At 67.2% G+C, this 19,610-nt stretch carries 16 protein-coding genes and 1 pseudogene; 13 read left to right on the top strand and 4 right to left on the bottom strand.

The window, feature by feature from the left end; translation table 11 throughout:
* From AC1DN0_RS34855 to AC1DN0_RS34870, 4 genes and pseudogenes are all read left to right on the top strand, one after another.
* Positions 1 to 394: pseudogene (locus tag AC1DN0_RS34855) on the top strand (MFS transporter); the annotation flags it as partial.
* Between the two features lie 435 nt (positions 395 to 829).
* Complete coding sequence (locus tag AC1DN0_RS34860; RefSeq protein ID WP_477146366.1) at positions 830 to 2,284, top strand: cytochrome ubiquinol oxidase subunit I; 1,455 nt, start codon at positions 830 to 832, stop codon at positions 2,282 to 2,284.
* A gap of 5 nt (positions 2,285 to 2,289) precedes the next feature.
* A complete protein-coding gene (cydB, locus tag AC1DN0_RS34865) occupies positions 2,290 to 3,297 on the top strand; it encodes a cytochrome d ubiquinol oxidase subunit II (protein WP_441635789.1) in 1,008 nt (335 codons plus the stop codon).
* The gene (locus AC1DN0_RS34870) at positions 3,297 to 3,455 is read left to right on the top strand and encodes a DUF2474 family protein (protein ID WP_276290887.1); all 159 of its coding nucleotides are present in this window, start codon (positions 3,297 to 3,299) and stop codon (positions 3,453 to 3,455) included. Before cydB ends, AC1DN0_RS34870 begins: the two co-directional genes overlap by 1 nt.
* Before the next feature lie 20 nt (positions 3,456 to 3,475).
* On the opposite strand, the gene AC1DN0_RS34875 is transcribed toward AC1DN0_RS34870, so the two are convergent.
* Complete coding sequence (locus AC1DN0_RS34875) at positions 3,476 to 4,240, bottom strand: SDR family NAD(P)-dependent oxidoreductase (RefSeq protein WP_477146367.1); 765 nt, start codon at positions 4,238 to 4,240, stop codon at positions 3,476 to 3,478.
* Between the two features lie 146 nt (positions 4,241 to 4,386).
* Here AC1DN0_RS34875 and AC1DN0_RS34880 point away from each other — a divergent pair, with 146 nt between their 5' ends.
* The 9 genes from AC1DN0_RS34880 (at position 4,387) to AC1DN0_RS34920 (ending at position 15,091) form a co-directional block, all read left to right on the top strand.
* Positions 4,387 to 4,983: a TetR/AcrR family transcriptional regulator gene (locus AC1DN0_RS34880; protein WP_441635793.1), complete on the top strand. Its 597-nt coding sequence runs from the start codon at positions 4,387 to 4,389 to the stop codon at positions 4,981 to 4,983.
* A 39-nt stretch (positions 4,984 to 5,022) separates the two neighbouring features.
* Positions 5,023 to 6,342 (top strand): MFS transporter, encoded by a 1,320-nt coding sequence (locus AC1DN0_RS34885; RefSeq protein ID WP_441635795.1) that lies wholly within the window; start codon positions 5,023 to 5,025, stop codon positions 6,340 to 6,342.
* Between the two features lie 377 nt (positions 6,343 to 6,719).
* A complete protein-coding gene (locus tag AC1DN0_RS34890) occupies positions 6,720 to 8,750 on the top strand; it encodes an alkaline phosphatase family protein (RefSeq protein ID WP_477146368.1) in 2,031 nt (676 codons plus the stop codon).
* A gap of 26 nt (positions 8,751 to 8,776) precedes the next feature.
* Entirely contained in the window at positions 8,777 to 8,962 is a 186-nt protein-coding gene (locus AC1DN0_RS34895) for a hypothetical protein (RefSeq protein ID WP_441635799.1), read from the top strand.
* A gap of 80 nt (positions 8,963 to 9,042) precedes the next feature.
* Positions 9,043 to 11,196 carry a phosphocholine-specific phospholipase C gene (locus tag AC1DN0_RS34900; RefSeq protein WP_441635801.1) on the top strand — a complete coding sequence of 718 codons (2,154 nt, stop codon included), beginning with the start codon at positions 9,043 to 9,045 and terminating at the stop codon, positions 11,194 to 11,196.
* Between the two features lie 169 nt (positions 11,197 to 11,365).
* Positions 11,366 to 12,235, top strand: a complete 870-nt coding sequence (locus AC1DN0_RS34905; RefSeq protein ID WP_441635803.1) for a LysR substrate-binding domain-containing protein — start codon at positions 11,366 to 11,368, stop codon at positions 12,233 to 12,235.
* Between the two features lie 107 nt (positions 12,236 to 12,342).
* Positions 12,343 to 13,041: an HAD family hydrolase gene (locus AC1DN0_RS34910; RefSeq protein ID WP_477146369.1), complete on the top strand. Its 699-nt coding sequence runs from the start codon at positions 12,343 to 12,345 to the stop codon at positions 13,039 to 13,041.
* Between the two features lie 257 nt (positions 13,042 to 13,298).
* Positions 13,299 to 14,333, top strand: coding sequence for a M14 family zinc carboxypeptidase (locus AC1DN0_RS34915; protein ID WP_477146370.1), 1,035 nt, complete (start codon positions 13,299 to 13,301; stop codon positions 14,331 to 14,333).
* The gene (locus AC1DN0_RS34920) at positions 14,330 to 15,091 is read left to right on the top strand and encodes an alpha/beta fold hydrolase (RefSeq protein WP_441635809.1); all 762 of its coding nucleotides are present in this window, start codon (positions 14,330 to 14,332) and stop codon (positions 15,089 to 15,091) included. The genes AC1DN0_RS34915 and AC1DN0_RS34920 overlap by 4 nt, the downstream gene beginning before the upstream one ends.
* Positions 15,092 to 15,149: 58 nt before the next feature.
* On the opposite strand, the gene AC1DN0_RS34925 is transcribed toward AC1DN0_RS34920, so the two are convergent.
* From AC1DN0_RS34925 to AC1DN0_RS34935, 3 genes are all read right to left on the bottom strand, one after another.
* Positions 15,150 to 17,318, bottom strand: a complete 2,169-nt coding sequence (locus tag AC1DN0_RS34925) for a sensor domain-containing protein (protein WP_477146371.1) — start codon at positions 17,316 to 17,318, stop codon at positions 15,150 to 15,152.
* A gap of 147 nt (positions 17,319 to 17,465) precedes the next feature.
* The gene (locus tag AC1DN0_RS34930; protein ID WP_441635813.1) at positions 17,466 to 18,194 is read right to left on the bottom strand and encodes a DsbA family protein; all 729 of its coding nucleotides are present in this window, start codon (positions 18,192 to 18,194) and stop codon (positions 17,466 to 17,468) included.
* A 48-nt stretch (positions 18,195 to 18,242) separates the two neighbouring features.
* Complete coding sequence (locus AC1DN0_RS34935; protein ID WP_477112036.1) at positions 18,243 to 19,151, bottom strand: MBL fold metallo-hydrolase; 909 nt, start codon at positions 19,149 to 19,151, stop codon at positions 18,243 to 18,245.
* Between the last annotated feature and the right edge of the window lie 459 nt (positions 19,152 to 19,610).

The raw sequence follows: 19,610 nt of genomic DNA on the forward strand, positions 1-19,610 counted from the left end.
CTGTCTCGTGTCCTGTCTCGTGTCGTGCGTGCTGTTGCTGGCGGGCTTCCGGTTGCCGCCGGGTACCTCGCAGTTGCTGCTGATCGGTTTCGGCATGCTGCTGGCAATGGGTACCTGGGGCCCCGCCGGCGCCATGGTGGTCAATCTCTCCCGCCCCTCGACCCATGCCACCGCGCTGGCGATGYTGACACTGGCCAACAACATCCTTGGCGCCGCGCCGGCGCCTTACCTGACGGGCCTGCTGGCCGACAGGATCGGATTGCTCGGGGCCCTGCAGATGGTTCCACTGATCTCCCTGGTCGCAGCCGCCGTGTTCTTCATCGCCAGGCCGCGCTACCTGCGCGACCTGCGGCTTGCCGAAGCGCGCAATGAGGCAGAGCGCAGCTGCGCCTGAAAACGCACCCCGCCGCTCGCTATGGCGAGCGGCGCCGCGCCCCTCTCCGGCCGTCTTGCCGGCAATTCTGATCCGGTCTTTTTGTCGCCGGTTGCTTCTGTTATGTTCCTCGCACTGCCGGTAACATGCTCTCCATGGCATGCGCCCGGCGCGAAACGCACAAAATGCGCAACACGCAGGATCGGGCACCGTGCCCAATCTCCCGGCAATGCTCATGGACATCCCCGCTTCAAACCTGCCCGCCCGGTCAGGCCCCGCCAAGGCCGCGGCACCCCGCCGCCAGCCGATCCATCCACCCAGCACGAAAAATGCGACTTCCAATACGCTCGCCGGGTGGTCTACTCTAGTGACTTGTGCTGCTGCTGCGCGCCGCGGCAAGGCCGCTCCCAGACTGGCAAGCCAGGCCCGCCGGCACAGCTTCATGGAGGTCACGATATGTTCGGCTTGAGCGCGCTCGACCTGGCACGGATCCAGTTCGGCTTCACCATTTCCTTCCATATCATCTTTCCCGCCATCACCATCGGCATGGCGAGTTACCTGGCGGTGCTGGAAGGCTGCTGGCTGCGCACCCAAAATACGGTCTACCGCGACCTCTATCATTTCTGGTCCAAGATATTTGCCGTCAATTTCGGCATGGGCGTGGTGTCCGGGCTCGTCATGGCTTACCAGTTCGGCACCAACTGGAGCTTCTTCTCGGACTTCGCCGGCAGCGTGACCGGCCCCCTGCTCGCCTATGAGGTGCTGACCGCGTTCTTCCTGGAAGCGGGCTTCCTCGGCGTGATGCTGTTCGGCTGGAGCCGGGTCGGCCCCGGCCTGCATTTCTTCGCCACGCTGATGGTGGCGGTCGGCACGCTGATCTCGGCCACGTGGATCCTGGCCTCCAACAGCTGGATGCAAACTCCGCAGGGATTCGAGATCATCGACGGCCGCGTGGTCCCGGTGGACTGGCTGGCGGTGATCTTCAACCCGTCTTTCCCGTACCGGCTGGTGCACATGAGCGTGGCGGCATTCCTCGCGACCGCGCTGTTCGTGGGCGCCTCCGCCGCGTGGCACCTGCTGCGCCGGCGCGACAACCCGGCCATCCGCAAGATGCTTTCGATGGCGATGTGGATGCTGCTGATCGTGGCGCCAATCCAGGCCGTGATCGGCGACATGCACGGCATCAACACGCTCAAGCACCAGCCGGCCAAGATCGCCGCGCTCGAAGGCCACTGGGAAAACCGCGGCGACGAAGCGCTGCCGCTGATCCTGTTCGGCTGGCCCGACATGAAGCGCGAGGAAACCCGTTTCGCGGTGGAAGTCCCGCGCCTTGGCAGCCTGATCCTCACCCATACCTGGGATGGCCAGATCAAGGGACTGAAGGAGTTCGCGCCGGAGGACCGGCCCAACGCCACCATCATCTTCTGGTGCTTCCGCATCATGGTGGGGCTTGGCATGCTGATGATCCTGCTCGGGCTCTGGAGCCTGCTGCTGCGGCGTGGCGAAAAGCTCTTCCACTCCCGCGCCTTCCTGCGCATGGCGCTATGGATGGGCCCGGCGGGGCTGATCGCGCTGCTGGCGGGCTGGTTCACCACCGAAATCGGGCGCCAGCCCTGGGTGGTCTACGGCGTGATGCGCACCGCCGACGCGGTCTCGCCGCACGGCGTGCCGGAACTGGCGTTCTCGCTCGCGCTGTTCGTGGTGGCCTATTTCTTCGTGTTCGGCGTGGGCATCGCCTACATGATGCGGCTGGTGCGCAAGGGCCCGGTCATGCATGAAGGCGACCCGGAACCCGATGGCGGCCACGGCGTGGAAGGCACTCCGGCGCGCCCGCTGTCCRCCGTGGACGATCCGGGCGATGTGCCGGACGCCGTGGCCTCCGCTAACCGTCTGGCCGATCGCAGGAGCTGATCATCATGGGCATCGACCTTTCTCTTATCTGGATCCTCATCATCTTTTTTGGCGTGATGATGTATGTGGTCATGGACGGCTTCGACCTTGGCATCGGCATGCTGTATCCCTTCGTGCCGGACCGCCATGACCGCGACGTGATGATGAACACGGTGGCGCCGGTGTGGGACGGCAACGAGACCTGGCTGGTGCTGGGCGGCGCGGGGCTGCTGGCCGCCTTCCCGCTGGCTTACTCGCTGGTGCTCAGCGCGCTCTACCTGCCGCTGATCTTCATGCTGCTGGGGCTGATATTCCGCGGCGTGGCGTTCGAGTTCCGCTTCAAGGCCAACGACCGCGAGCGCCACGTCTGGGACAAGGCGTTTATCTGCGGCTCGCTGATGGCGGCCTTCTTCCAGGGCGTTTCGCTGGGCGCGTATATCGATGGCATCAAGGTCAGCGGGCGCAGCTTTGCCGGCGGGCCGCTGGACTGGCTGCAGCCCTTCCCGCTGTTCTGCGGGCTAGGCGTGGTGGTGGCTTATACCGTGCTGGGCAGCACCTGGCTGATCGTGAAGACCGAAGGCAAGCTGCACGAGCGCATGCTGGAACTGACCGGCAAGCTGGCCTGGGTGCTGCTGGCGGTGATCGTGGTGATCAGCATCTGGACGCCGATCTCGCAGCCGCGCATTGCCGAGCGCTGGTTCAGTTTCCCCAACCTGATCTGGTTCGCGCCGGTGCCGCTGCTGGTGGCGTTCGCCATGTACCGGCTGATCCGTTCGTTGCAGCAGCATGCCCACCTGGCGCCGTTCATGTACACGCTGGCGCTGGTCTTCCTGGGCTATAGCGGGCTGGCGATCAGCGTGTGGCCCAACATCGTGCCGCCCGACATCTCGATCTATGCCGCTGCCGCGCCAGCGCAAAGCCAGGGCTTTGCGCTGGTGGGCGCGCTGTTCATCATTCCCTTCATCCTGATGTACACGGTGTGGTCGTACTACGTGTTCAGGGGCAAGGTACGGCATGGGGAGGGCTATCACTGATGGCGGCGACGAACCACGGCGGCCGCGCGCAGCCGCCCAAGCCATGGCTCAAGCGGGTTGGCTGGCTGTTGCTGATCTGGGTAGCCAGCGTGGCGGCGCTGGGTGCGGCGGCCTTGCTGTTGCGCCTGCTGATGGGGCTGGCGGGCATGCATAGCTGAGGCGGCCCGCCGTCACGCCGTCACGCGGAGAGACCACCGTCCACGCCGATGCTCTGCCCGTGGATAAAGCGGCCGGCGGGTGACGCCAGCAACACGGCCAGGCCCGCCACATCCTTCGCCTCGCCGATACGGCGCATCGGAATGCCGGCGGCGAGCCTCGCTTCCTGCTCCGGATTGCCCCACAGCGCCTCGCGCGAGAACTCGGTGCGCACCGGGCCGGGGTTGATCGCATTCACATTGATGCCCTTCGGCCCCAGCTCCAGCGCCAGGCTGCGCACGGCCCCGTCGGTGGCTRCCTTGGTGATGCTGTACAGGCCGAGCATGGCCGAGCCGCGCTTGGCCGCAATGCTCGACATAAAGATGATGGCGCCGTCGCCGCGTCCGATCATCTGCGGGGCCAGCGCATTGACCAGCACAAGGTTACCTCGCACATTGCCGGCCATGGCTTGCTCAAACTCTTCCGGACCCTGGCTCAGCAGTGACCCGGCCACGCCGCTGCCCGCCGCGTTCAGCACCAGCGCGTCCACGCGGCCGTAGGCGTCCAGCGCTTGCCTGGCAAACGCCTGGATGCTCTCCAGGTTGCCGATATCGCAAGCGATGCCTTTGGCCTTGAACCCCTCGCCTTGCAGCGCCGCGGCTACCGCTTCGGAAGCCGCCTGGTCGCGGCCGGACACCACCAGCGCGGCGCCGGAGGCACCCAACGCACGCGCCATTTCCAGGCCCATGCCCTTGGTGGAGCCGGTGATGACGGCAACGCGGCCGGTGAGATCGAACAAGTTCTGCATGATGATTCTCCTGAGGGAAAGTCAGCGCCGCCCGCATCGGTGATGCTGTCGGCCGCACCAATTTAAATGATGCTCAACATCTATTGAATAAATTATGGGTATCATCTAAACTCCGGTCAAGCAAAGTTTTGGCAGGAGAGACAAACATGGCGCGTGCATCACGAGAGCAGGCAGAGAAGCACCGGGAAGCCATCGAGCAGGCTTCCTCCAGGTTGTTTCGCGAACGCGGACTGAACGGCGTGAGCGTGGCGGAACTGATGGCCGGCGCCGGCCTCACGCACGGCGGCTTCTACGGACACTTCTCGTCGAAGGACGCGCTGGCCGCGCAGGCGAGCAAGCGCGCCTTCGAGGAATCCGCGCGGCGCTGGACACGACGCATCGAGCGCGCCGAAGGTGACAAGGGCGTGATGCGCGCCAACCTGGTCGAGCCCTATCTGACCAAGGCGCATTGCGCCAGCCCCGGCGATGGCTGCGCGGCGGTGGCCCTGGCCAGCGACATTGCCCGCGAACCGGCTGACAAGCCGGTGCGCCAGGTCTATATCGATGGCTTCAGGCAAATGGTCGAAGACTGGATGAAGACGGTCGACCACGAAGACCCGGCCGAGCGGCGCAAGCTGGCGCTGGCGCAACTCGCCACGCTGGTGGGCGCGATGACCCTGGCGCGTGCCACCGAAGGCGATGCCCTGTCCGAAGACATCCTCGCCGCCGCGCGAGAGATGCTGCTGGGCCCGCTGGCGCAATAACGAACACCTCACCAAGACCCCAACGCCTCCGGATATCCAATGTTCGCTCAAGCACTTTCCAGCCGGCTCGACCGGCGTGGCATCCACTACGCGTGGCTGATCGCCGCGATCACCTTCAGCGTGATGCTGACCACCTCGGCCGCGCTCGGCCTGCCCGGCGCTTTCCTGAAACCGCTGACGCGCGAGATGGGCTGGGACACCGACCAGATCTCGTCGATCCTGGCCTTCCGCTTTGCGCTGTTCGGCCTGATGGCGCCGTTCTCGGCCATCCTGATGGAACGCTTCGGCGTGCGCAATGTGGTCTGGGCAGCGCTGGCGCTGATCGCAGGCGGCATGGCGCTGGCCACCGTGGCGACCGAACTATGGCAGTTGTTTATCGCCTGGGGCCTGATGCTCGGCGTCGGCTCCGGCCTGACCGCGCTGGTGCTCGCCGCCGTGGTCGCCAGCCGCTGGTTCAGCGCGCGGCGCGGGCTGGTGATCGGCATCCTGACGGCCAGTTCGGCCACTGGCCAGTTGGCCTTCCTGCCCGTGGCTGCCTGGCTGATCGAGCATATGGGCTGGCGCATCGCCGTGCTGCCGGTGCTGGGGGCATGCGCCTTGCTGGCGGTGCTGGTGTTCTGCTTCATGCGCAACCGACCCGGCGATGTGGGCCTCAGCGCCTACGGCGAAGTGCCCGTGCATGCGCCCGCCGCGCCGGTGCAGGCCAGCGCGCCGCCCGCGCCGCTGACCCTGCGCGGCCCCTTCGTTGTGCTGCGCGATGCTGCCCGCAACCAGACCTTCTGGATCCTGGCCGGCACCTTCTTCATCTGCGGCCTGAGCACCAACGGGCTGATCCAGACCCACTTCATCTCGCTGTGCGCGGACTTCGGCATGGCCGCGGTGCCCGCCGCCGGCGCACTGGCGATGATGGGCGCATTCGACTTCGTTGGCACCATCCTGTCGGGCTGGCTGTCGGACCGCTACGATTGCCGCAAGCTGCTGTTCTGGTACTACGGGCTGCGCGGGCTGTCGCTGTTCTGGCTGCCGCACTCCACGTTCACGCTGTACGGCTTGTCGATCTTCGCCATGTTCTACGGCCTGGACTGGATCGCCACGGTGCCGCCCACGGTGAAGCTGGCCGGCTCCGTCTTCGGCAAGGAGCGCGCGCCGATGGTGTTCGGCTGGATCTTTGCGGCCCACCAGGTCGGCGCCGCCACGGCCGCGTTTGGCGCGGGCCTCACACGCACCCTGCTGCTGACCTATACGCCGGCCCTGTACGCGGCCGGCGCGGCCTGTGTGGCGGCCGCCCTGCTGGCGCTGATGGTCCGGCGCACGGCCACGCAATCCAGCGGCGCGTCCAATCAAACAGCAAAGGCATGAGTTTCGCGGCGCCAGCCGCCGCCGCTGCATTGCCTCCGCCGCCATGACGGGGACAGCGCAGCGCGATTGATGCTCCGCTACGCGCGGCATCCCGGTTTTTCCCCTCCCATCTCCGCACTTCTCCGCTGCCTTCAGAGGCCACCTCCACGGCCGGCTCTTCCTCCAATTCCCGGCTCCCGCCACCCACGCCAGGGTCCGCGCATATGGCGCCGCGCCTGTCGCCTCAAGAATCCAAATAGGCGCATCAGCATTCTTTGCCTCCCTGTCACCCGGGTGACAACCCCTTTTCTTACTCTGCGAACGCGTCGCGGGGAGCGCGATCGGCAGCGCCGGCAATTCGGCGTACCGCTTCAGACAACAGAAAAGAGGGATCGGATATGGCATGGAAACAGCGGGCGCGCATGGCGTGTGGCCTGGCCCTGGCAGGTACGGTAGCGGCATGTGGAGGCGGAGGCGGCGGCAACGACACGCCGGCGACGGCGGCCCCCGAGCAGAGCAACGCGGGGCCGGGTGGCGCCGCCAGCAAGAAGGTGCTGCTGGTCGGTGTGGATGGCGCCACCTACAGCCAGCTGCAGAGCGCAATGGCCCAGCGCAGCCTGCCCAACCTGGCCACGCTGGCGATCACGCCCGCCGCCACCGGTGGCAGGCTCGGCACCACCACCGAGCAGGCTCCGCTCAACGGCCCGAGCTGGGCCACCGTGCTCAGCGGCAGCTGGGCGGACCGCCACGGGGTCACCGACGACGTGGCCGCGGCGGCCGGCCTGAAGGCGCCCAGCGTGTTCCAGTATTTGCGCGGCGCCAGCGCCACCGCAGGCACAGCCCGGCTGCGCCTTGGCGGCGCCACCAGCGCGCCCCTGCTGCCGGCGCTGCTCAAGGCCGACGTCACCGCGGGCAACCTCGATTCGCTGCGCGACTGCAATGCCGATGACAACTGCGTGACGCAGGAGACCATCAAGCTGGTGCAGTCGGGCTACGACGTGGTCTTCGCCCAGTACACGGCGCCCGATGCCGCGGCCGCCGCGCAAGGCTTCCAGGGCGGCGGCTACGCCACCGCGCTGTCGGGCTTCGATCAGGCGCTCGGCAAGCTGCTGGCGGCCGTGCAGGCGCGCCGCCAGGCCAATGCGAACGAAGACTGGCTGGTGGCCGTGACCACCAGCCACGGCCTGGACGCAACGGGCGCCACCACCACGCTGCCGACAGTGCAGAACCGCACCGCATTCATCGCGCTCAACAAGCCGTTCAATGCGGCGCTGGCCAGCAACCTCCCCCCGGCGCCCGCCAATGCAACCGCGCTCTCGGCACTGCCGACCGAAGCCGACCTGTTGCCGACCGTGCTCGCGCATACCGGCGTGGCGGTGCCTGCCGCCTCGTACAAGCTCGATGGCTCGGCCCTGACCGGCAACGTGGGCGTGCGCGCCTTGAGTTCCGTGGTGGGCGCCTACAACGCTTCGCTGCTGCTGTCCTGGCAGAACCCCACCACCGCCGGCGGCGACATGGCGCTGCTGCGCGACGGTGTGCAGATCGCCACGCTGCCGGCCGGCACCACCGGCTACGAAGACRAGACGCTCAACGCGCCCGCCAGCGGCATCTATCGATTCAACTACACGCTGGTGCGCAACGGCGTGCCCGCCTCGATGCTGGCGCAGATCAACTACGTCAAGCCGATCGTGCTGGCTGACACGCTGCGCAACAACCTGTCCGCTTACTACAGCTTCGAGACGCTGCCGGCAACCGACAGCAAGGGCACTACCGCCATCGGCCCCTGGGTCCCCGGCACCGACGGCGGCTCGCTGGGCGGCGATAACTTTGGCGGCAAGTCGCTCAAGGTCGACTCGAGAATCGATGCCTACCAGCTCACGCAGAGCGGCGCCGATATCGCGCTCGCCCCGCAGTTCACCATCGGCTTCTGGTTCAAGTCCGACTGCACCCAGGGCAACGGCACCGGCGAGCCCATCCTGTCGAACAAGAACTATGTCTCGGGCAGCAATGCCGGCATCGCCCTCGGCCTGTTCGGCAGCTGCGAGATCCGCTTCAACATCGGCAGCGGCGGCAAGCGCGACGACATCCAGGGCATGAAGTTCAGCGCCAACCAATGGGCCTACGTGGCTTTGTCGATCAACGCCACGGCCAAGACCTTCAGCGCCTACATCATCGATCCGGTGCTGGGGCTGCAGAAGACCGAAAACAAGGCCATCGCCAACACCGACGTGACCAAGCTCAACGGTCTCGCCACCAAGGTCTGGGGCATCAACGACGATGCCACGCATGCCTATGTGCCAAACAACAGCGGCGCGCTCAAGGGCGTGATGGAGTTCAACGACCTGGCCATGTGGACGCGCCAGCTCAGCCTTGCCGAGCTGCAGACGATCGCCGGCTCGCGCCAGCCGCTGTCCACGCTCAATCCCTGATTCCTCCCACGAGAGCAAACGTGACCATGAAGCCTTCTATTTCCTTCCTCGCACGGCCAGGCTGGCTGGCGGCACTGGCGCTGTGCGCCGCGCTGGCAGCCTGCGGCGGCGACTCCGCCGACAACAAGCCCGCCGATCCGGCTCAGCCGGCTCAGCCGGCCCAGCCCGGACAGCCGCCCGCGGCCACGCCGCAGTTGCGCTGCGCGCCATAGGGCGTCGATTAGCGCCATATGGCACCCCGGCGCCGACCGGACGTCCGGCACAACCCGAACAGACCAGCCAGAAAACAAAGATGAGCCTTCACAGCAGACGCAAATTCCTCAAGATGGCCAGCGGCGGCACCGCCGCTGCCGCGGCAATGGCCGCCTTCCCGCTGTCGATCCGCCGCGCGCTGGCGATTCCCGCCAACAACGCCACCCGCAGCATCCGCGACGTCGAGCACGTGGTGATCCTGATGCAGGAGAACCGCTCCTTCGACAATTACTTCGGCACCCTGAAGGGCGTGCGCGGCTTTGGCGACCGTTTCCCGATCCCGCTGGCCGGCGGCCTCAATGTCTGGCAGCAGAGCTACACCAACCGCATCGTCCAGCCGTACCACCTCGACAGCGCGACCGGCAACGCGCAGCGCGTGAGCGGCACGCCGCACAGCTACCCCGACGCCCAGAACGCCTGGGACCTGGGCCGCATGAACAAGTGGCCCACCTTCAAGAACACCCAGTCGATGGGCTACTACACCAAGAGCGAACTGGACTTCCAGTTCTCCCTGGCCGAAGCGTTCACGCTGTGCGACGCCTATCACTGCGGCTTCCACGGCGGCACCAATACCAACCGCCTGTTCCACTGGACCGGCACCAACGACCCCACCGGCGCCAATGGCGGCCCGGTGATCGACAACAGCGGCGACTCCATGGGCGCCTCCACCGGCGGCTATCGCTGGACCACCTATCCGGAACGCCTGCAGACGGCCGGCGTGAGCTGGAAGGTCTACCAGAACATGCCGGACAACTTCACGGACAACCCGCTGGCCGGCTTCGTGCAGTACCGCAAGGCCAACGAGGCGCGCGGCAATGCCTCCAACGGCAGTCCCTACCCGGCCTATACCATCGCCGACGATGTGATCAACCCGCTTATCAAGGGCATCGGCAACACCATGCCGGACGGCGGCTTCCTGCAGGCACTGAAGGACGACATCGCCGCGGGCAGCCTGCCGCAGGTATCGTGGATCGTCGCGCCGGCGAACTACTCCGAGCACCCGGGGCCTTCCAGCCCGGTGCAGGGCGCCTGGTACACACAGGAAGTGCTCAATGCGCTGACGGCCAATCCGGACGTCTGGAGCAAGACCGTCCTGCTGATCAATTTCGACGAGAACGACGGCTTCTTCGATCACGTGCCGCCGCCGTGCGCGCCCGCTTACGACGCCAATGGCGCGCTGGCCGGCAACTCCACCATCGCCACCGACGGCGAATACCATACCGACAAGCATCCCTACGGCCCCGGCCCGCGCGTGCCGATGTATGTGGTCTCGCCGTGGAGCCGTGGCGGCTGGGTCAACTCGCAGGTGTTCGACCACACCTCGGTGCTGCGTTTCCTGGAGGCACGCTTCGGCATCGCCGAGCCCAATATCAGCCCCTATCGCCGCGCCATCTGCGGCGACCTGCTGTCGGCCTTCAACTTTGTCACCCCCAATAGCGCGGTGCCGCCTGCCCTGTCCAGCCTCACCAAGACCTCGGCCGACAGCGTGCGCACGGCGCAGGAAGCCAAGCCCCAGGTCGCGCTGCCCAGCGTGGACTTCCAGAGCGCCAACCCGGCCAGTCAGGAAGTCGGCACCCGGCTCTCCCGCGCCCTGCCCTATGAATTGCACGTGAGCGGCCGCGAGGACCCCAGCGCGCGCGCCATGTGGCTGCTGTTCAGCAATACCGGCAACGCCGCCGCCGTCTTCCACGTCTACGACCGCCTGCACCTGGACCGCGTGCCGCGCCGCTATGCGGTCGAGCCCGGCAAGCAGCTCAATGGCAGCTGGGACGTCTTCACCACCGACAACGGCAAATACGACCTGTGGGTACTGGGTCCGAACGGCTTCCACCGCAGCTTCCAGGGCGACGTCAGCACCGTGACGGCCGCCGGCGGCACCGCGCCGGAAATCCGCGTGTGCTACGACATTGCCAATGCCGCGGTCTACCTGACCATGATCAACACCGGCGCCGCGGCCTGCACCTTCACCGTCACGCCCGCCGCCTACCGCGAAGACGGCCCCTGGACCTTCGAGATCCCGCCGGGCAAGCAGCTTGACCAGCACTGGCCGGTGGGCCTGCAGGGCAACTGGTACGACTTCGTCGTCACCACCACCCAGGGCAGCTTCAGGCGGCGCTTTGCCGGCCGCCTGGAAACCGGCGCCGACGGAGTGTCCGACCCCGCGCTGGGCAAGCCCGCACGGGCAGTGCCCTGAGCGAAGCCGGGCGGCGGCAGGGGCACCTGCCACTGCCGCCGCCCGTGCCGTCCATCCCTTGCGCCATCGCGCCGCCGTGCCAACGGCGGCGCGATGGCGCGTTGTCACATGAATTGTCATAAATCGCCGCTAGACTGGCGCGCTTGCCTTATTCCCACGGAAATCCCCCATGCTCGGCGACCTGCTGACGACGTTTTATGAAGTGGCGCGGCAGGGCAGCATCACCACCGCCGCCAAGCAGTTGCGCGTGAGCCAGCCCACGGTCACCGGCCGTATCCGCCAGCTTGAAGAGAACTATGGCGTTGAGCTGTTCTACCGGCGCGCCGGCCGGGTCGACCTGAGCGACGTCGGCGTGGCCCTGATGCCGGTGGTGGAGCAACTGATGCAACATGAGGGCAGCGCGGATTTCCTGCTGCGCAATGCCGGCAACCTGCATCTGGGCCATCTCCGCATCGGCGCCACCGGGCCCTATTACATCCTGAGAAGCGTGGCCGCGTTCCGCGAGCGCTACCCCGCCATCGAGATCAGCATCGAGATCGGCAACTCGCAGCAGATGCTGGACGCGCTGTTCGAGTACCGCATCGACGTCGCGGTCTCGTCGCACGCCGTCGACGACGATCGACTGGCCCGCATCACCCTGGCCTCCGATCCGATGGTGCTGGTGGTCAACCAGGGCCATCCGCTGGCACGCGCGCCCAGCGTCAGCCTGGCGCAACTCGCGTCCTGCCACCTGCTGGTGCGGGAGCACGGCTCCATGACGCGCAAGGCCACCGAGACCGCGCTGGACAACGCCGGCGTGCCGTTGCCCGCCAGCACCGTGATCGGCAGCCGCGAAGCCATCTGCGAAGCGATCCGCCAGGGTCTCGGCGCCAGTGTGGTCCCGCTCGGTGAAGTCCCGCGCGACCCGGCGCTGTGCGTGGTGCCGTTCGCGAGCGACCCGCCCGTGCTGCACGAATATCTCTACTGCCTGCAAGGGCGCACGCACACGCGCCTGATCGGCGCCTTCCTGGAATCCCTCGCGCCGCGCGCGGCCGCGTAGGCGCGCACGAAATCCGCCAATAGCGATATTGGAATTCTTGCGCCGCGCTTCATCCCCAGGTCATTGCCGGTACGCATGCTTGCGGCTTTTCCGACCGGAGACGGCGCATGTCCTGCCTTGCCTTGTTTGACCTCGACCACACCTTGCTACCGCTGGATAGCGAATATGAATGGGCACGCTACCTGGTGGAAGTGGGTGCCGCGGATGCGCGCGACGTCGATGCCAACAATGCGCTGTGGCTGGCCGAGTACAGCGCCGGACGCCTCGATTTCCACCGCCATGCGGGCTTCGCCCTGGGCCTGCTGGCGCGCCATCCGCGCGCGCGCCTGGAAGCCTGGCGCGGCGGCTTCATGCGCGACGTGATCGCGCCGGCCATCCGGCCCGAAGCGCGCGCCCTGCTGGCGTCCCACCGCGACGCCGGCGACCTGTGCTGCATCGTCACCGCCACCTGCCGTTTCGTCACCGAGCCGATTGCCCAGGCGCTGGACGTGCCCCACCTGATCGCGGTGGAGGCCGAGCGCGGGGCGCAGGACGAATTCACCGGCGCCGTCGAGGGCGTGCCGAGTTTCGGCGCGGGCAAGATCGAGCGTGTTACGCAGTGGCTGGGCGCCCTCGGCATGGCCTGGGACCAGTTCSGGCGCACGGTGTTCTACAGCGATTCGCGCAACGATATCCCGCTGCTCGAAGCCGTCAGCCACCCGGTGGCCACCAACCCGGATGCCGCGCTGCTCGCCCTGGCGGGCGTGCGTGGCTGGCCGGTGCTGACGCTGTTCGCACCGCCGGTGCCGGTCCTCGCATCGGCCTGACAGGCGGCACGCGTCACGGGGCTTTCACATTACCGGGGGATGATGGCGGGCACGCTTTTATATCCGGACCGGCGCCAGCGCCTATATTGGCGTTAGCGATCATGATGATCGCATCGCCCCAGCCGGCCGCGCCTGGTTTGCCTGGCCGGCACAGATACCAAGGAACCGCTCTCGCCCATGTCCGATTGCCCGTCCCGCGTCAAACCCGCCGCTTGCGGCCCCGGCGCGGCGCGCCGGTCCCACTGACGCCGCCGCGCATGGCGCAGTCACCTACCGCCGACGATGGCCTGGCTGAAATGCAGCAACTGGAGGCCATCCTGGAAGCTGGCGCCGGCCGCCTGCACGCCTGCCGGGTGGGCGAGGCACAGGCACGCGGCCAGCGCTTCCCGCTCTACACCGCCAGCATCGGCTCGAACGATCCGAACGCCCCCGCCATCGGTTTCTTTGCCGGCATCCACGGGCTCGAGCGCATCGGCACGCATCTGCTGCTCGACTATATGCGCATGCTGCTGTGGCGCCTGGAGTGGGACGCGTTGCTGGAGCGCCAGCTGCAATCGGTGCGGCTGTTGTTCATGCCCATCGTCAATCCGGGTGGCATGTGGGCCTCCACGCGCGCCAATCCCMRSGGYGTGGACYTGATGCGCAACGCGCCGCAGGACGCGGTCGGCCGCGTGCCGCTGCTTGCCGGCGGGCAGCGCGTGGGGGCATGGCTGCCGTGGTACCGCGGCAGGCGCGGCGCGCCCATGGAGACGGAGAGCGCGGCCGTGCTGCAAGTGGCGGCGCAGCAATTGCAGTGCCGCCCCCTGAGCTTTGCGCTGGATTGCCACTCGGGCTACGGCTGGGGCGACAGCATCTGGTTCCCCTACGCGCGCACCGCCGCGCCGATGGCGCACCTGCCGGAGATGTTCGCCCTGAAGACCATGTTCGAGCAGGCGCATCCGCACCACGGCTATGCCTTCGAGCCGCAGAGCCGCCAGTACCTGCTGCACGGCGACCTGTGGGACTGGGCCTACGACCACACGCCACCCGGCAATATCTTCCTGCCGATGACGCTGGAGCTGGGTTCGTGGCTGTGGATCAAGAAAAATCCCCGCCAGTTGTTCTCGCGCCAGGGCATCTTCAACCCGGTCAAGGCGCATCGCACCGCGCGCGTGCTGCGCCGCCATGCCAACCTGCTCGATTTCCTGGGGCGCGTAGCCTACGCGCCAGAGCGCTGGCTGCCGCAAGGGCAACGCCGGGAGGCACTGCTCGAGCTGGCGACGGCGCAGTGGCAAGACGGCAAGCCCCGATGAGCGACTGGATCCTGCTGCGCGGCCTGACGCGCGAGACACGCCATTGGGGCGCCTTGCCGGGTGTGCTGCAAACCGCCGCCGGCATCAGGCCCATCGCCATGCTCGATCTGCCGGGCAACGGCGTGGAGGCAGCCGGGCGCGCGCCGGCCAGCGTGGCTGCCATGGTGGAATTCATGCGTGAACGTGCCCGCGAGCGGGTGCTGGCCCCGCCCTACCGGCTGCTGGCAATGTCACTGGGCGCCATGGTGGCGGCGGAATGGGCGCGGCGCCATCCGGGGGAGATCGGGGCACTGGTGCTGATCAACACCAGCATGCGGCCGTTCTGCGCGCTGACGGAACGCCTGCCGCCGCGCAACTGGCCCGCACTGCTTGGCATGGCGCTGCGCTGGCACCAAGCCGCTTACTGCGAGCGCACCGTGCACCGGCTGACTTGCAACACCAGCGCGGCACGCGCCGCCGATGTAGCCGCGTGGTGTGCGATTCGCACCAGCGCGCCGGTAAGCCGCACCAACGCGCTGCGCCAGCTGTGGGCCGCGGCGCGTTATGAGGCCGCGTCCACGCCGCCGGCCTGCCCGACGCTGGTGCTGTCATCGGCGGCGGACCGCCTGGTCGATCCCGCGTGCTCGGCGCATCTCGCCGCAGCCTGGCACGTGCCGCACCGCCGCCATCCCTGGGCGGGCCACGACCTGCCGCACGACGATCCGGCGTGGCTGGCCGCCACCATGGCCTGGTGGCTGGCGAGCGGAGGCGTGCGTTAGCGGGGCATGGGGAAAAGACGCCCCGGGGCTGCCCGCGCGCCCCGTGCAGCGCCTGGGGCTACGATGCTGCCGCGGTTGCGCCATGCCCGATCACGGCATGGACACGACGGAAGTATTCAAGAGGCTGCGGGCGCCCGAGCAGGAATCCCTGCGCCTCGTCGCAGCCTTCGGCCAGCAGCAGGCTGAGCTGCTCGTCGGTCTCCACGCCTTCGGCCAGCACCGGGATCGCCAGGCTCTGGCCCAGGGCGAGAATGGCGCGGATGATGGCCTTGGCCTGCTGGCTGCCGGAAATCTCCGCGATAAAGGTGCGGTCCAGCTTGATCTTGTCGAAGGGGAAGGAGCGCAAGGTATCCAGCGAGGAGTACCCCGTGCCGAAATCGTCGATGGCGATGGTAACGCCCAGCGCCTTGATGCGGCGCAGGATGTCCAGCGCCCGATCCTTGTCGCCGATGATGGTCGACTCGGTGATCTCGAGTTCGAGCCTGCCGGCAGCCAGCCCGGTTTCCTCCAGCACGTGCGCCACCATGGTGACCAGGTTGCCGTGGGTAATCTGCACCGGAGACAGGTTGACGGAGATCTTCCTTGGATAGGTCCACTGCGCGGCCTCCCGGCACGCGGTACGCAGCACCCACTCGCCGATTGGCAGGATGGCGCCGCACTCTTCGGCCAGCGGAATGAAATTGTCCGGCGGAATCAGTCCCCGCTCCGGATGGTGCCAGCGCAGCAGCACCTCGCAGCCGATCACCTCGCCGCTGGCGATGGCAGTCTGCACCTGATAGTCCAGCACGAACTGGTGCGCGGCGATGGCGGTCCACAGCTCGCCGGCGAGCGCGCGGCGCTCGCGTTCCGCCTCGTCCATCCGGCTCTCGTAGAAGCAGATCGACTCCGACAGGCTGCCCTTGGCGCGATACATCGCCAGGTCGGTGTTGCTGACCAGCTGGTCGCGATGGGCCCCGTCGCCGGGGAAGATCGCGATGCCGATGCTGGCGCCCGTGGTCAGGTCGAAGCCGTCTAGCCGCACAGGTTCGCTCAGGCAAGTCACCAGGCGGGCGGTAAAGTCGCTCAGCTCGGCCTGCCGCTCAAAGCGCTTGACCGCGATAAACTCATCGCCGCCGATGCGCGCGATGAATTCACCCGCCTCCAGCTGGCCGGCAATGCGCCCGGACACCGCCTTTAGCACCGTGTCGCCGGCCGCATGGCCATGCAGGTCGTTGATCTCCTTGAAGCGATCCAGGTCGATACCCAGCGTGGCCACCTGGCAGCCCTGCTTCTGCGCACGCAGCAGTTCTTCATCCAGGTAGTCGTTGAAATAGCTGCGRTTGRGCAGCCCGGTCAGGCCATCGTGGCGCGCCATATGATGGATCTTGGCTTCGATGCGGCGCTGCTCGGTAACATCCTCGCAGGTGGTGACCCAGGAGCCGTCGGCCATGGCGCTGTGCGACAGCGCCATGGCGCGTCCGTCGGGCAGCGCCTCCACGCTGCGCCAGTGCTTGTGGCGGCGCAGGATCTCGCGGTGCCGCTCGTAGAGCGCCTGCGCGTATTGCTCGCCGCGGCCATCCGGCTGGCCTGCCTCGGGCTGCGCATCGCCGCCGGGGAGGCCCGCCAGCGCGCCCGGCGCCGCGGCTTCGCTCTCGTGCGCGCCTGCCATGGTGCGGCACAGGGTGAGGAAATTCGCGCCAGGCGCAAGCGCCTTGCCGGCGCCCTGGAAGACCTCCTCCATCCTCCTGTTGGTCAGGATGACGATGCCCTCCGGATCGAACAGGCATAGCCCCTGCGACATATTCTCCAGCGCCAGGTCGAGCTTGCGCGTCACCTCGGCAATGCGCTCGGCATCGGCCTTTTGCTGGGTCATGTCGCGCGTGACCTTGGCATAGCCGATCTGCTTGCCGGTGCGATCGAACATCGGCGTGATCAGCACGTGGGCCCAGAAGCGGGTGCCATCCTTGCGCATACGCCAGCAGCCCTCGGCCACGAAACGGCCCGTCTCGCGCGCCAGTTGCAACGCTTGCTCGGGCAGCCCGGAGTCACGGTCCTCCGGGGTATAGAAGCAAGAGAAATGCGCGCCCAGGATTTCATCCTGCGTATAGCCCTTGGCCCGTTGCGCACCGGCATTCCAGCTGCTCACGCTCCCCGCGGGGTCCAGCGCGTAGATCGCGTAATCAGTCACGCCGAGCACAAGTGTGCGAAAAAGTTCGGTCTCGCCGGGAGGGCCTTGGATGTGAAGCATGTAGGGTGCATGTGGAGGGCCGATGCCGCCGCGCGCACCCTCCACCTCCGCAAGGAGGACAGCCTGCGCGCACGTGGGCATCGACGGAACCGGCTCGGCCGGCGTGCCGGGACATCGCTACCTATAACGGCAAGCCGGGTCCGAAATTTACCCTTGCCCCGGCAAATCGCAGCCTTGCGCGTCGCAAGCCGGGCCGCCCGCGCCATCCGTGCCACCCGCCCCCTGCTGCGCGACCGCACGGGCAAGGCTGTCCTGCCATGCGGCCGCGTCGCCAAGATACGGACCCACGTCGAGCACGGCAAAGCGTCCGTCCCCGCGTTCGAGCGCGAACGTGGGAAAGCCCTGGCCGCCCAGCCGGTTCAGCAACGCACGGCTGTCGGCCATATGCGCCTGCGTTTGCCCCGCGCCAATGTCCAGGCAGAGATCGGCGAAACGCTGCGGGTCCAGTCCGGCTTGCACGGCCACGTCGCCGAGCACATGCGCATCGGCGATGCGCCGCCCCTCCACGTAGTGCGCGTGCTGCAGGCGCGCCAGCAAATCGGCGGCAGCCTCCACGCCGCCCATCGATTGCGCCGCCAGGATCGCGGTGGTCGGCGGCGTGGAGTCCATCACCGCTTGCTCGTCGCGCAGCAAACCCTCGAAATAGCGCTCGCCGAACGGCTGGCCCGTCAGCGCCGCGATACGCCTGTCATGCGGCATCACGTAGTCGCGCCATTGCGGCGAAATGCGGCGCCGGTTCGCGCCCGTCATCATGCCGCCGCCGTGCAGCGCCAGTGCCAGCCCGGGCACCGCGCGCGCGGCGCGCACCAGCGGCGCGGCGCCGTAGCACCAGCCGCACAGGGGGTCATAAATGTAATGCAGGGTGAGGCCGGACATGATCGATGCGTTCCCGTGACTTGTCGTGTTCAATGCGGCGCGCCGCCGTTATTTTGCAGGCCAGGTCATCTCGCCCTTGATGACCCTGGCGCTCAGGTCGAGCGACTCCACGCCGCCCAGCTTCGGATAGTGCTGCTGCATCGCCGTGCTCAATGCCTTGGCATCCGACGCCTTTGCCGCCTCGCGCTCGAACGTGCGCAGGTAGTCCCGCGTGAAACGCACCGATGCCAGCGTCTGCGGCGCCTCGTCCAGGAAGTGCCCCGGCACGACCCGCGCCGGCTTCTTCGCCTCGATGCGGCCGAGCATGGCAATCCATTGCTGGCGCGAAGCAGGCGTCTGGGTATCGGCAATCCAGACATGGCTCTTGCCGAAGACCACCACACCGCCGGCCACTGTCTTGAGCGCCGGAATCCACACCACGGTGCGGGCCGGCGCCGGACCATCCAGGCCCAGCACTTCCAGCTTTTTGCCTTCGAGCAGGATGGTATTGCCGGCCAGCGGCTCGGGCAACACCAGCGCCCTGGGCGCATTCTCCTTCAGGATCGGCGACCAGTAAGCCTGCTTGCCTGCCATGGAAGCCTGGATCGCCGCCACCGTCTGCGGCGTGGCGACGATCTTCGCCGCCGGAAACGCGGCCTTGATCACGTCCAGCCCGAAATAGAAATCCGGGTCGCTGTGACTGATATAGACGGTGGTCAGGTTCTTGCCGCTGGCCCGGACCCGCTCGACCAGCGCCTCGGCATCGTTGCGCTGGAACTGCGCATCGATCAGCACCGCGTCGCGCGCGCCAGTGACCAGTTCGGAGGAGACCGGGAAGATGCTGTTGGTACCGGGGTTATAAACCTCCAGCTTCAGCGCGGAAGCGGCAATGGCGGGCGCGCCGCCAACGAAGCCCAGGCACAGTGCAGTGGCGGCCAGGCCGCGTAAGAAACGGGTCAGACTAGGATTGAAGCGCATGAAAGGTCTCACGTTGCAGGAAATCAAGGAAAACGCGAGCTTAAGTTGCGCCGGTCGATACAAAAACCCCATAAAATGATCATATTTGTTGCATATATCGATCAAATAAACGATCGACCATCCCGAGCCTAGTTGCGGCCTGAATCCCAAGCCCCGCTTCGCGCAACACGCCCCGGCAATAGTTCGGTTCCAGCCGTGTGGAGCGCCCGCAAGGGCGGGCCACACCCCAACGCGATGCGAAGCGAGCCGTGTAGGTGTACCAGGCCGTATGGGGCGCCTCGGGATCCRGTGAAAAGAGCGGAAAAGAGGGACCCATGTTTGAGTATCGCCTTAAGGCGATGCGAGTTTGGGTCCCGGCCGCTCTTTTCGCCGGATCCCGAGGGGGTGTCGCCCCATCCGGCGCGCCTTCTTTGCCTACTTTCTTGGCAAGACAAGAAAGTAGGTCGCCCCCCGCAGGGG

The sequence above is a fragment of the Cupriavidus sp. 05N39 genome, from assembly GCF_056397325.1.

Bases quoted from the DNA above. Each gene is read 5' to 3' on its own strand.
- cydB (WP_441635789.1), top strand. From the start codon at position 2,290: ATGGGCATCGACCTTTCTCTTATCTGGATCCTCATCATCTTTTTTGGC.
- AC1DN0_RS34870 (WP_276290887.1), top strand. From the start codon at position 3,297: ATGGCGGCGACGAACCACGGCGGCCGCGCGCAGCCGCCCAAGCCATGG.
- AC1DN0_RS34880 (WP_441635793.1), top strand. From the start codon at position 4,387: ATGGCGCGTGCATCACGAGAGCAGGCAGAGAAGCACCGGGAAGCCATC.
- AC1DN0_RS34885 (WP_441635795.1), top strand. From the start codon at position 5,023: ATGTTCGCTCAAGCACTTTCCAGCCGGCTCGACCGGCGTGGCATCCAC.
- AC1DN0_RS34895 (WP_441635799.1), top strand. From the start codon at position 8,777: ATGAAGCCTTCTATTTCCTTCCTCGCACGGCCAGGCTGGCTGGCGGCA.
- AC1DN0_RS34900 (WP_441635801.1), top strand. From the start codon at position 9,043: ATGAGCCTTCACAGCAGACGCAAATTCCTCAAGATGGCCAGCGGCGGC.
- AC1DN0_RS34905 (WP_441635803.1), top strand. From the start codon at position 11,366: ATGCTCGGCGACCTGCTGACGACGTTTTATGAAGTGGCGCGGCAGGGC.
- AC1DN0_RS34920 (WP_441635809.1), top strand. From the start codon at position 14,330: ATGAGCGACTGGATCCTGCTGCGCGGCCTGACGCGCGAGACACGCCAT.
- AC1DN0_RS34930 (WP_441635813.1), bottom strand. From the start codon at position 18,194: ATGTCCGGCCTCACCCTGCATTACATTTATGACCCCCTGTGCGGCTGG.
- AC1DN0_RS34935 (WP_477112036.1), bottom strand. From the start codon at position 19,151: ATGCGCTTCAATCCTAGTCTGACCCGTTTCTTACGCGGCCTGGCCGCC.